General features: G+C 56.6%; 12 protein-coding genes. 11 read left to right on the top strand and 1 reads right to left on the bottom strand.

The genetic code is table 11. The features are described from left to right. Positions 1–17: 17 nt before the first annotated feature. Positions 18–1193 (bottom strand): ABC transporter substrate-binding protein, encoded by a 1176-nt coding sequence (locus tag H9C73_RS09275; RefSeq protein ID WP_209287542.1) that lies wholly within the window; start codon positions 1191–1193, stop codon positions 18–20. Positions 1194–1430: 237 nt separating this feature from the next. On the opposite strand from H9C73_RS09275, the gene H9C73_RS09270 reads away from it, so the two are divergent. From H9C73_RS09270 to H9C73_RS09220, 11 genes are all read left to right on the top strand, one after another. Then, the gene (locus H9C73_RS09270) at positions 1431–2354 is read left to right on the top strand and encodes a catechol 2,3-dioxygenase (protein WP_209287541.1); all 924 of its coding nucleotides are present in this window, start codon (positions 1431–1433) and stop codon (positions 2352–2354) included. 200 nt (positions 2355–2554) lie between these two features. Next, positions 2555–3907 carry a benzoate 1,2-dioxygenase large subunit gene (gene benA, locus H9C73_RS09265; protein WP_209287540.1) on the top strand — a complete coding sequence of 451 codons (1353 nt, stop codon included), beginning with the start codon at positions 2555–2557 and terminating at the stop codon, positions 3905–3907. A gap of 2 nt (positions 3908–3909) precedes the next feature. Further along, positions 3910–4404 (top strand): aromatic-ring-hydroxylating dioxygenase subunit beta, encoded by a 495-nt coding sequence (locus H9C73_RS09260; RefSeq protein ID WP_209287539.1) that lies wholly within the window; start codon positions 3910–3912, stop codon positions 4402–4404. Between the two features lie 70 nt (positions 4405–4474). Then, positions 4475–5488: a benzoate 1,2-dioxygenase electron transfer component BenC gene (gene benC / locus H9C73_RS09255; RefSeq protein ID WP_209287538.1), complete on the top strand. Its 1014-nt coding sequence runs from the start codon at positions 4475–4477 to the stop codon at positions 5486–5488. A 9-nt stretch (positions 5489–5497) separates the two neighbouring features. Beyond that, positions 5498–6283 (top strand): 1,6-dihydroxycyclohexa-2,4-diene-1-carboxylate dehydrogenase, encoded by a 786-nt coding sequence (locus tag H9C73_RS09250; protein ID WP_209287537.1) that lies wholly within the window; start codon positions 5498–5500, stop codon positions 6281–6283. Positions 6284–6386: 103 nt separating this feature from the next. Next, positions 6387–6779 carry a RidA family protein gene (locus H9C73_RS09245; protein WP_209287536.1) on the top strand — a complete coding sequence of 131 codons (393 nt, stop codon included), beginning with the start codon at positions 6387–6389 and terminating at the stop codon, positions 6777–6779. 12 nt (positions 6780–6791) lie between these two features. After that, complete coding sequence (locus tag H9C73_RS09240) at positions 6792–7991, top strand: benzoate/H(+) symporter BenE family transporter (RefSeq protein WP_209287535.1); 1200 nt, start codon at positions 6792–6794, stop codon at positions 7989–7991. Positions 7992–8199: 208 nt separating this feature from the next. Beyond that, on the top strand, positions 8200–9264 hold the full coding sequence (locus tag H9C73_RS09235) for a hypothetical protein (RefSeq protein WP_209287534.1): 1065 nt from the start codon (positions 8200–8202) through the stop codon (positions 9262–9264). 353 nt (positions 9265–9617) lie between these two features. Then, positions 9618–11078, top strand: a complete 1461-nt coding sequence (locus H9C73_RS09230; protein ID WP_209287533.1) for a 2-hydroxymuconic semialdehyde dehydrogenase — start codon at positions 9618–9620, stop codon at positions 11076–11078. Positions 11079–11087: 9 nt separating this feature from the next. Then, positions 11088–11873: a 2-oxopent-4-enoate hydratase gene (gene dmpE, locus H9C73_RS09225; RefSeq protein WP_209287532.1), complete on the top strand. Its 786-nt coding sequence runs from the start codon at positions 11088–11090 to the stop codon at positions 11871–11873. Positions 11874–11903: 30 nt separating this feature from the next. Beyond that, positions 11904–12815 carry an acetaldehyde dehydrogenase (acetylating) gene (locus H9C73_RS09220; RefSeq protein WP_209287531.1) on the top strand — a complete coding sequence of 304 codons (912 nt, stop codon included), beginning with the start codon at positions 11904–11906 and terminating at the stop codon, positions 12813–12815. Positions 12816–12829 lie beyond the last annotated feature (14 nt).

Here is a 12829-nt window from a genome sequence, read left to right as displayed (position 1 = left end):
GCCTGCCCGAACGGCTATCAGAGTTTGCAGCCACGGGCTGGATCAGCCAGTGCCGGGGCGGCAACCTCGATGACCTTGTTTTCACCGTTCTCAACGGTCCGCAGGTAGATGTTCTGCACCGGGTTATGGGCAGCCGAGAAGGTGAACTCACCTCTTGGACTGTTTACCCGAGTCTCTTCCAGTGCCTTGATCAGGGCCTGTTGATCTTCGATATCGCCACCCAGACGGTTGATGGCCGAGGCAATCATCAGACCGGTGTCGTACCCCTGTACCGCGTAGATATCGGATGCCTTGCCGAACTGTTCCTTGTAGGAGGCGCGGAAGCGATTGTTGATCTCATTGTCGAGAGAGTCGGCATAATGAAGCGTCGTCATGACGCCCTCGGCGGCCTTGCCCTGAGCTTCAAGCGTGCCTTCCGTCAGGAAGCCGGAACCCAGCAGAGGGATCTTGCCACTGAGGCCCAGCGCGTCGTAATCCTTGATGAATTTCACCGCACCGCCGCCGGCGAAGAATACAAAGACGGCATCCGGCTCGATGGATGCGATTTCGGACAGATAGGCCTGGAATTCGGTTTTCGGGAAAGGCACCAGAATCTTCTTCAGGATTTCACCGCCACCGGCGGTAAAGGATTCTTCAAACGCGTCCAGGCTTTCCTTGCCCATACCGTAGTTCCAGCTCATGGTGACGACTTTCTTGTAGCCCTTGTCCAGCGCCACCTTGCCCATCGGATAGGACGGCTGCCAGGACGAAAAAGAGGTTCGGAATACGTTGGGTGCACACAGCGGACCGGTGACGGGGCCTGCGCCTGCGTTAGGCACGATCATGACCGTATCCTTGCCGCGCAGCACTTTCATCATCCCCATGGCGACGCCCGAGTGGACCGGGCCTACGATGAAATCGGCCTTGCTGTTATTCAGCAGAGAAGAGGAGATCTCGGGCGCGCGTTCGGGGCGGGCTTCCGTATCGATTTCGATATACTCGATCTTGCGACCGTGCAGCTCGGATGCCTTTTCCTGAAGTGCCATTTTCATGCCGTTTCGGGTGGCATCCCCGAGCGCACCGTAGACACCACTGAAGGGCAGCATGATGCCGACCTTGATCGGTGCCTGAGTATTGGCAACGGCCGTCTGGCCAAGAGCAAGTGACGTAAGGCCTGCGAGTACGGCAGTACGGAGCGTATTGGGCTTGATCATCATTTACCTCATGGAGTTCGTTATTTTTATGGTCTGATGATTAGAAAGAAGCGGGGCCTGCAGAAATAGCCATCAGGTGCACAGCAGTGTCCGGAAACTGCAATCGCGACACCTTTGCAGGCAGGGGATAAGGCTTGCAGCCAGCGGATTTATTGCGGCGGGGCAGGTTGTAATAGTGAGCCTGTTTACAAAGGCGCCACGGGTGCCAAACGGCTGAATAAGAACAAAGAGGTGGCTATGAAAAAAGGTGTAATGCGCCCGGGACATGTCCAGATTCGGGTTCTGGACCTGGAAGAAGCTCTCAAGCACTACGTCGAACTGCTGGGACTGATCGAAATGGATCGTGATGAACAGGGGCGTGTGTATCTGAAGGGCTGGACAGAGGTCGACAAGTTTTCGGTAGTCCTGCGTGAAGCGGACCAGCCGGGGATGGACTTCATGGGCTTCAAATGTCTGGACGAGGCCAGTGTTGATCAGCTGGAAAAGGACCTGCTGGCGTTTGGCTGCGAGGTTGAGACGCTGCCGGCAGAGGAGCTGAAAGGCTGTGGTCGGCGGATCCGCTTCAAGGCGCCCAGCGGGCATGATTTTGAGCTGTATGCCAGCAAGGAGCAGACCGGCAAGTGGGGGCTGAGTAACCGAAACCCCGAAGCCTGGCCACGAGGATTAAAGGGCATCAAGGCGACTCGCTTTGATCACTGTCTGTTGTATGGCATCGATCTGGATCGCACGCTGGAGCTGTTCAGAGATGTGCTGGGCTTTGACTTGGCCGAGCAGGTGGTCGCCCCGGATGGCAAGCGCGTCGCCCAGTTCCTCACGGCGAGCATGAAAGCGCATGACGTGGCGTTTATCGACCATCCCGAACCGGGCAGGTTTCACCATGCCTCGTTCTTTCTGGAAACCTGGGAAGATGTCCTGCGCGCAGCTGACTTGATTTCAATGACGGATACCTCGCTGGATATCGGCCCGACCCGTCATGGCCTGACGCACGGCAAAACCATCTATTTCTTCGATCCGGCCGGTAATCGGAATGAGGTGTTCTGTGGCGGGGACTACCACTACCCGGATCATGAGCCGGTCACCTGGGATGCGGATGAGCTGGGCAAGGCGATCTTCTACCATGACCGTCAGCTCAATGAGCGCTTTTTGACTGCGCTGACCTGATTGTTGTTTGTGCTGCACTCGACTGTTTGAATTCCACAGTCGAATTTTCACGCCGTCCCTTGACGGCGTTTTTTGTTTTCAGGGCCGTCAGACTTTGCCAATACACCCTCTGCACCTATGGGATAAAGAATGGCAAAAGCTGGATAGTGAGCCTTGAGCCCGCCCTCTAATCTGGATCCAAACAATAAGGAGGGCATAGCATGCAAGACAATCTGATCGCAAAAGTCGGTGGCATGATGGAGGTCGATAAAGAGAAAGGTCTTTATCGTGGCCGTCGTGACATGTTCACCGATCCCGAGCTGTTCGAGCTCGAAATGGAACATATCTTCGAGGGCAACTGGATCTATCTGGCTCATGAAAGCCAGGTGGCCAACCCGAACGATTACTTCACCACCTACATCGGTCGTCAGCCGGTGGTAATCACACGCAACAAGGAGGGTGAGCTGAACTGTCTCATCAATGCGTGTAGTCACCGCGGTGCTGTGCTCTGCCGTAAAAAGAAAGACAACAAGGCTGTCTTTACCTGTCCGTTCCACGGCTGGAGCTTCAGCAACTCCGGCAAGCTGGTGAAGGTCAAGGATCCGAATGATGCCGGTTATCCCGAGTCCTTCAACTGTGAAGGTTCGCATGACCTGAAGGAAGTGCGGATGGAAAACTACCGTGGCTTCCTGTTCGGCTCACTGAACGATGACGTCAAGCCGCTGAAGGAGCATCTGGGTGAAGCGGCCAAAATCATCGACATGATTGTGGACCAGTCACCCGAAGGGCTTGAGGTCATTCGCGGTTCCTCCACCTACGTGTATGACGGTAACTGGAAGCTGCAGGCTGAAAACGGTGCCGATGGCTACCATGTCTCGGCCACGCACTGGAACTATGTAGCGACCACGGCCCGCCGCAAGGCCGGCATGTCCATGGATGATGTCAAGGCGATGGACGCCTCCACCTGGAACAAGCAGAAGGGTGGCTTCTACGCCTTTGAACACGGTCACATTCTGTTGTGGATGCGTTGGCCGAACCCGGAAGATCGTCCGCTCTACGAGCGCCGTGACGAACTGGTTGAAAAGTTCGGTCAGGCGCGTGCCGACTGGATGATCGGCAACCTGCGCAACCTCTGTCTCTATCCGAACGTGTTCCTGATGGACCAGTTCAGTTCACAGATTCGCCATTTCCGACCGATCTCAGTGGATAAAACGGAAGTGACCATCTACTGCATCGCGCCCAAGGGTGAAAGTGCTGAAGCCCGGGCCCACCGCATCCGTCAGTACGAAGACTTCTTCAATGCCTCCGGCATGGCCACGCCCGATGACCTGGAAGAGTTCCGTGCCTGTCAGGAAGGTTTCAAGGGCATCAAGCTGACCTGGAATGACATGTGCCGGGGTGCCGAGCACTGGATTGACGGTCAGGACGAGGATGCCAAAAGCATCGATGTGCACCCGGTGATGAGTGGTGAAAAAACCGAGGATGAAGGGCTCTACATCATCCAGCACCACTACTGGCAGAAGGTACTTGAAGCAGCGGCACGCAAAAAACAGGCACAGGCGAAGGGAGAATAAACATGACCATCACCTATGAAGATGTACGGGATTTTCTGCACTCAGAGCAGCGTGCGCTGGACGACAAGGATTATGACAGCTGGCTGGAGCACTACGACAAGGAAGCCGAGTACTGGGTGCCGAGCTGGGATGTGGACGGAGAGCTGACACAGGACCCGCAGTCCGAAATCTCACTGATTTACTATGCCCGCCGGGATGGTCTGGAAGACCGCGTGTTCCGGATCAAGACGGACCGGTCCAGTGCCAGCTCGCTGCCGGAGCCGCGGACCCAGCACATGCTGAGCAACCTGGAACTGCTGACGGCCTCTGCGGGTGATGCCGAAGTGCGCTACAGCTGGATGACCAACAGCGTGCGTTACAACAACGTGGATACCTACTTCGGTACCGCTTTCGTGACGCTGGTACGCGGTGAAAACGGCGCGCTGAAGATCAAGCGCAAGAAAGTCGTCCTGAAGAACGATTACATCCACCACGTGGTGGATATCTACCACCTCTGAACCTGCCACAGCCATAACAAGTGCCCCGGGGTATCGAGGATACCCCATCAAGGGGCCGAGGTAGCACGCCATGTATAAAGTAGCTCTGAACTTTGAAGATGGGGTAACCCGCTTTATTTCCACCATGCCGATGGAAACGGTGGCCGATGCCGCCTATCGCTCCGGCCTCAATATCCCGCTGGACTGTCGTGACGGAGCCTGCGGCACCTGCAAGTGTCACTGTGAATCCGGTGAGTACGAAATGGACGGCTACATTGATGACGCACTGTCCGATCAGGAAGCGGAGCAGCAGTTTGTGCTGACATGCCGCATGGTGCCCGAGTCCGACTGCGTAGTGAGGGTGCCGGCTTCCTCGGAAGTGTGCGTACGCAGCCAGCAGGCGGATGTGCATGCCCGTTTGGCCGAAATCAATCGCCTGTCTGAAACCACGCTCTCTTTTACGGTGTCCGGTGACCAGGTCCGTGCCATGCATTTTCTGCCGGGCCAGTACGTGAATGTGCAGGTACCGGGGACTGACCAGACCCGTGCGTACTCGTTCAGCTCCATGGTTGACGAAGCGGCGGAGTCCGTCTCGTTCCTGATTCGGGTGGTGCCGGAAGGTCTGATGAGCACCTTTATGACCGCCAAGGCCCAGGTGGGCGATGAGCTGGTGTTGCGTGGCCCCTTCGGAAGCTTTTACCTGCGCGATATCACTCGCCCCGTGCTGATGCTGGCCGGTGGTACCGGGCTGGCGCCGTTTCTGGCGATGCTGGAGAAAATCCAGCAGCAGGGCTGCGAGCAGCCCGTGCATCTGATTTATGGCGTTACTCAGGATGCGGATCTGGTGGAGCTGGAGAAACTTGAGGCGTTTGCCAACAGCATCGACCACTTCACCTTCTCGGCCTGCGTAGCTTCCGATGAGAGCGAATGGCCGCTGAAAGGGTATGTCACTCACCACATGAAGCCTGAACATCTGCATGACGGTGATGTGGATATCTATCTGTGCGGTCCGCCGCCGATGGTTGAGGCGGTGAACCAATACATGCAGGAACAGGATATTCAGCCGGCCAGCTTCCATTACGAGAAGTTTGCCGCCAGCCAGTGAGGAGCAGGTATGAGACCTGAACGTTTTGAAAACAAGGTGGCCATTGTGACGGGGGCTGCACAGGGTATTGGACGTGCAGTGGCCCTGCAGATGGCTGCGGAGAAAGCGTCACTGCTGCTGGTGGATCGCTCCGATATCGTGCATGAAGTGGCGCAGGAAGCTGAAGCAAAGGGGGCTGCTGATGTAAGAGTCGTGACGGCGGATCTGGAGAGGTACCCCGAATGCTGTCGTGCTGTCGATGCCTGTATCGAACACTTTGGCCGCGTGGACGTGCTGATCAATAACGTGGGCGGCACGATCTGGGCCAAGCCCTATGAAGCCTACGAAGAAGAGCAGATCGAAGCGGAGATACGGCGCTCCCTCTTTCCCACTCTCTGGTGTTGCCATGCGGTACTGAAACCGATGCAGGCGCAGCAGGCTGGCGCCATCGTGAATGTGTCGTCCATTGCGACACGTGGTCTGAACCGTGTGCCTTATGGTGCCGCCAAGGGCGGTGTCAATGCGATGACGGCCTGTATGGCGTTTGAAAACGCTCGCCACGGTATACGGGTAAACGCTGTCGCGCCGGGTGGGACCGATGTGGGTGAGCGTCGGATTCCGCGTAACACTGAAACCCAGTCCGAGCAGGAAAAAGTCTGGTACCAGACCATTGTGGACCAGACCCTGGATTCATCGCTGATGAAAAGGTACAGCCAGCCAGATGAGCAGGCCCATGCGATCCTGTTCCTGGCTTCGGATGACGCCTCTTACATCACCGGTAGCGTGCTGCCGGTCGGGGGCGGGGATCAGGGATAAACGAAGTATCCAGCACAAGCAGGGCTCAGCCCTGCTTTTTTGTGTGTATCACAGGCAAATCCCATCTCCGGGATTTGCGCTTTTCATGCTGAGGAGACGCTTGATGGCAACAAGAACAATAATCGTGCCTGAAGGAATGGAATTTATTCGTGACGAGCTGGGATATGCGCCCGCCGTACGGGTGGAGCAGCGTTTATATATTGCCGGCCAGATCGGCCGTGGCAGTGATCGGCAACTGGTGGCAGACAAGGAGGCTCAATTTACGCAAGTATTTGAAAACCTCAGGCAGGTGCTTGAAGCGGCGGGTGCCGGCTTTGAGCATCTGGTGGAAGTGACCAGCTATCTCACTGACATGCGTGACCTGCCCCTGTACATGCAGGTTCGGGATCGCTACATGGCAGGCTGTTACCCGGCCTGGACGGCCATCGGCGCGGCCTCGTTGTGTGGGGCTCCGGGATATTTTCTGGAAGTCAAAGCCATCGCCGAGCTGGATTAACGGAGGCAAATCATGTTGAGGGATGTTTCGGTTTCAACCCTGATCGCCGGGTTGATGGCGGTACTGGTGTCCTACTCAGGGCCCTTGGCGATCTTCTTTCAGGCGGCCCAGAATGCCGGTGTATCCGCTGAGATGATGACCTCCTGGGTGTGGGCTATATCGGTGGGGGCAGCGGTGACCGGGATTGCACTCAGTGTCTGGTTCCGTATTCCGGTCATTACCGCCTGGTCGGCACCGGGAACCGTGCTGCTGGTAACGCTGTTTCCGAATTTGTCGATTCAGGAAGCAGTGGCGGCTTATATCACGGCAGCGGTCGTGATTTTCCTGATTGGTATCACCGGTCTGTTTGACCATGTGGTACGGCTGATTCCTCGTGGTGTGGCAGCTGCCATGATGGCCGGGATTCTGTTTGATTTTGGTCTGGGGGCCTTTCGTGCCTTCGAGTCCATGCCGTTAGTGGCCGGCTTGATGGTGGTGGGCTATGTGTTGTTTAAGCACTTCAGTCGTGCCTATTTTCTGGTCTTGATGGTGGGGCTGGGGATATTTCTGTCCGTGACGATGCTGGATGCCAATCTTGGGCGACTGGAGTGGCAGCTGGCCTCGCCGATGCTGATTGTGCCGGAGTGGAGTTGGAGTTCGACGCTCGGGCTTGCGTTGCCGCTGGTGATCGTCAGTCTCACGGGGCAGTTCCTGCCGGGCTTCGCCATCTTGAAAGCGTCAGGCTATGACGTTTCGTCCCGGCCCATTATCAGCCTGCTCTCCCTCGTGTCCATCCCCACTGCATTCTTCGGGGGTATTACCACGGTGATTGCGGCGATTACCGCCTCCATTTGTACCAGCCCGGATGCACACGAAAATCCTGACAAGCGGTACATCGCAGGGATCGCCAACGGGGTTTTCTATCTCATTGGCGGCACCCTCGCCGGCACGATCGTGCTGTTTTTTACCAGTTTTCCAACGGAAATGATCGCCATGATTGCCGGGCTCGCCTTGCTGGGGGCGATCAGTAACAGCCTGGGTGCTGCGCTGGAGGAGAAGTCACAGCTGGACGCATCATTGGTGACGTTCATGGCAACGGCGTCAGGTATCAGCCTGTGGGGCATTGGTGCTGCCTTTTGGGGAGTCGTGCTGGGTGTTTCAGTATATGGACTCAATCAGGGGTTGAGCAAACGGGCTGAAGCCCTACGCAAGGGGGCTTTTAGTCAGCAGTAGTTAAATTTTACTACGGATGGTGAATGGGTGGATATCCAAGCTTGAGTATCCGCCTTACACGTTTTGAGGCGGTAAATATATTGGCTTATTAAAAAATCATGCGTGCATCAGTTGGATAAAACTTGCGCTATACGCATATCTGCATGAAAAGCCTGATGTCATATTTTTATTTCCTTTTAAAAAGATAATAACGAAGGATTATAAAACTATGCGTAAATCCCGGTTAGCTGCAGCTATTATTGCGGCAGGAGCGATCTCCAATGTACATGCTTTGGAACTAGGCGAATTTAATGGCACTACGTTCAGTGTTGGGGGGTATGTTAAGGCCGAAGGGCGGTTTACCAATGCCGACTCCGGTGACTCTGAATTTGACGGTACGGCACGCCAGTCACGCATCAACTTTTCGGCCAAGCGAGATGTGGAGGGCCACAAAGTCATGGGGTTTGTAGAGGGGGACTTTTATGGCGGAAATGCGACCGGTTCAACCTATGACTGGCGTTTGCGACATGCCTACCTCAACGTGGACAACCTGACATTAGGGCAGACTTGGAGCGGTCAGTTCCTGGCTTCAGTTCCCTATGATGTACCTCATCTGGATTTCTTCAATGCGGGCAAGGGGAATACCGGCGGCAATGGTGGCGTAGTGCGACCGGACATGGTCATGCATTATCAGGTTGGAGGAGTGCGCCTGACTTTGCAGGACCCGATCAACAGTGATGCCGATTATCCTGACTTTGTTATCAATTATGCGTCGAAGTTCGACGGCGGACATGCGGCTAGTATTGCCTTGGCTGGACGCGATGTTGCCAAAAGCAATATCACCAACGATAGCGATGATTCTGAATTCGGTGCAGCGCTGATCCTGGCCGGAAAATACTCACTTGGCGCTACTACGTTGCACTTTAATGGTTATACCGGAGAAGGTCAGGGTATTTATTCAGGTTTTGGTTATGGCGGAGCATGGCACCCCACTCTTAGGCCGGCTGTAGATACTAATGCAGAAGGTGAACTGATTAAGACGACAGGTGTTGTGGTCGGTGTGTCACACCGATTCAATGAAAAGCTGACCGGTAGTTTGCGCCATGCCCGAATTGAAGCCGATGAAACGCCGGTAGCGGCTGAGGATACACTGCAAATGACGCATGCCAACCTGGTGTACACCTACTTGCCCGGACTGGATTTCGGTATCGAATGGCGTGATCAGAACATCACTACGCATGGCACACGCCCTGCCGGTCAGCAGATTGAACTGATGGCCATGTATAAATTCTGATCGCTGATTGGAATGATGTGAAAAGTAACCCGGGTCCCCTTCCCCGGGTTATTTTTTCTGAGCTCGGAAGAGGCGTGATAAATCAGTACGTAAATGAAATGGTGGTTCCGTCAGGAGCTGAAATAGCGGAACCAAAAGCCGGATTTGGAGTGGCGAGGGTCGTTATACCTTACTTGTATTAGTTCCCAGTATTGGAATTATCAGCCCCCGATTTTGTGAGTTTTATCCCGTTTTTGCAACGCTATACTGGATTTCAACCTGGCTGGCAGACCCTTGGCGGGGCTGTTGCAGTGTGATCCAACAATAAAACGCTCAACCCGAGAAGCAGGGGTTGAAACAGATCAAGGTGAGCCATGAAAGAGTTCAAGCATTTTATCAACGGCGAGTATGTTGTGTCTGCCAGTGGCAAGACCTTCGAAAATCGCTGTCCGGTGGATAACAGTCTGATTGGCATGGTCCATGAGGCGGGCCAGGCGGAAGTGGATGCGGCGGTTAACGCAGCAAAAGCGGCGCTGAAAGGCCCCTGGAGCAAGCTGACCCAGGCCCAGCGGACCGAACTGTTGAACAAGGTTGCCGACCGGATCAACGAGCGTTTTGACGAGTTCCTGGAAGCCGAGTGCAAGGACACCGGCAAACCGCGACACATTGCCAGCCACATCGATATCCCCCGAGGGGCGGCGAACTTCAAGGCGTTCTCCGAAACCCTGGCCAACCACCCGACCGAAGCCTTTCGCATGGACACCCCGGATGGCAAGGGTGCCCTGAACGTGGGTCACCGCACTCCGAAAGGCGTGATCGCCGTGATTTCGCCTTGGAACCTGCCGCTGCTGCTGATGACCTTCAAGGTCGGCCCGGCACTGGCCTGCGGTAACACCGTGGTGGTCAAACCGTCCGAGGAAACACCGGCTACAACAACGCTGCTGGGCGAAGTGATGAACGAGTGTGGCGTGCCGGCGGGTGTATTCAACGTGGTGCATGGGTTTGGGCCGGATTCGGCCGGTGAGTTCCTGACGACTCACAAGGATGTAGACGCCATCACCTTCACCGGCGAAACCCGTACCGGTGAGGCGATCATGCGTGCCGCGTCTGTCGGGCTGCGCAACATCTCCATGGAGTGCGGCGGCAAGAACCCAGGGTTAGTCTTTGCCGACTGCGATATCGAAAAGGCCGTTGAAGGCACCATGCGCTCGGCTTTCGTGAACTGTGGTCAGGTCTGCCTGGGCACCGAGCGTGTTTACGTCGAGCGTCCGATCTTCGAGAAGTTCCTGTCCCGGATGAAGGAAGAAGTGGCCAAGCTGAAGCTGGGTCGTCCGGAAGATCCGGAAGCCAACTTCGGCCCGCTGGTCAGCCTCGAGCATCGCGAGAAGGTCAAGTACTACTACGACCTGGCCCGTGAAGAGGGCGCAACCGTCGAGATCGGCGGCGGTATCCCGGATATGGGGGCCGAGCTGAACGACGGCGCCTGGATCGAGCCAACTATTTGGACAGGCCTGTCCGATGATGCCCGCGTCATCCGCGAAGAGATCTTTGGCCCCTGCTGCCACATCCGTCCGTTCGACACCGAAGAGGAAGCGATCGAGCTGGCCAACGACACCGACTACGGCCTGGCCTGTGCCATCTGGACCGAGAACTCTGCCCGTGCCGTGCGTGTGGCCGAGCAGATGGAAGTGGGGCTGGCCTGGGTGAACTCCTGGTTCCTGCGTGACCTGCGCACCGCCTTCGGTGGAGCCAAACAGTCCGGTATCGGCCGTGAGGGCGGTGTACACGGACTCGAGTTCTACACCGAAACCAAGAATATCTGCATCAAGCTCTGAGGACAGACGATGGACAAGCAACTGATTCAACAATGTGGTGACGAGCTGTACACGGCGATGCTGGAACGCACGCCGGTACGTCCGCTGACCGAGCGTTTCAGCGATATCACCATTGAAGATGCCTACAACATCTCCCTGCGCATGCTGGAGCGTCGCATCGAGTCCGGTGAAAAGATCATTGGCAAGAAGATCGGCCTGACCTCCAAGGCGGTGCAGAACATGCTCGGCGTGGGCCAGCCGGACTTCGGTTACCTCACCGACAAGATGGCGTTCAGCCAGGGCGAAGAGATGCCGATCTCCGAGCGCCTGATGCAGCCGAAAGCTGAAGGAGAGATCGCCTTCATTCTGAAAAGGGATCTGATGGGGCCGGGTATTACGGCGGCCGATGTCCTGGCCGCAACTGACTGCGTGCTGCCGTGCTTCGAAGTGGTCGATTCCCGCGTCGAAAACTGGCAGATCAAGATTCAGGACACCGTAGCAGACAACGCCTCCTGTGGCCTGTTCGTACTGGGCGACCGTGCCGTGGATCCGCGCAAGGTGGATCTGGCGACCTGCGGCATGGTGGTGGAGAAGAACGGCTCCATTATCAGCACCGGTGCTGGCGCCGCAGCACTGGGCAGCCCGGTGAACTGTGTCACCTGGCTGGCCAATACGCTGGGCGAGTTCGGTATCCCGTTGAAGGCCGGTGAAGTGATTCTGTCCGGTTCACTGGTGCCGCTGGAGCCGGTACAGGCCGGTGACTTCATGAGCGTCAGCATCGGTGGCATCGGCAGTGCGTCTGTCCGTTTTGTCTGATCAGCCCAAGTTGATTACAGGATAAGAAGAATGAGCAAGAAACTGAAAGCGGCCATTATCGGCCCGGGCAACATCGGCACCGACCTGCTGATGAAAATGCAGCGCTCCGAGTGGATCGAGCCGGTCTGGATGGTCGGTATCGACCCCGAGTCTGAAGGCCTCAAGCGTGCAGAACAGATGGGTATCAAGACCTGCGCCACCGGCGTGGACGGTCTGCTGCCCCACGTGATCGAAGATGACATCCGCGTGGCCTTCGATGCCACCTCCGCCTATGTCCACGCCGAGAACAGCCGCAAGCTGAACGAGCTGGGTGTGATCATGGTCGACCTGACCCCGGCCGCCATCGGCCCCTACTGCGTGCCACCGGTGAATCTGGAAGCACACGCCAAGAACCTGGAGCTGAACGTCAATATGGTCACCTGCGGTGGCCAGGCGACCATCCCGATGGTGGCGGCAGTCTCCCGTGTACAGCCGGTAGAGTACGGCGAAATCATCGCCACCGTCTCGTCCCGCTCGGTCGGTCCGGGCACGCGCCAGAACATCGACGAGTTCACCCGCACCACCGCCGGTGCCGTGGAGAAGGTGGGCGGTGCCAAGCGTGGCAAGGCGATCATCATCATCAACCCGGCCGAGCCGCCGTTGATCATGCGTGACACCATCCACTGCCTGACCGAAGGCGAGCCGGATCAGGCCGCCATCACCGAATCCGTTCACCAGATGGTGAAAGAGGTGCAGAAGTACGTGCCGGGCTACCGCCTGGTGAACGGTCCGGTGTTCGACGGCAACCGCGTCTCCTGCTTCATGGAAGTGGAAGGGCTGGGCGATTTCCTGCCCAAGTACGCCGGCAACCTGGACATCATGACTGCAGCCGGTCTGCGCACCGCTGAAATGTTCGCGGAAGAAGCGGTCAACGGCACCATCACTTTGCCTGAGCGTGGCTAACGGAGGAAAGACAC

The sequence above is a fragment of the Marinobacterium alkalitolerans genome (assembly GCF_017776525.1).
Taxonomy (GTDB): Bacteria; Pseudomonadota; Gammaproteobacteria; order Pseudomonadales; family Balneatricaceae; genus Marinobacterium; species Marinobacterium alkalitolerans.
This window is presented reverse-complemented; position numbering and strand designations above follow the sequence as displayed.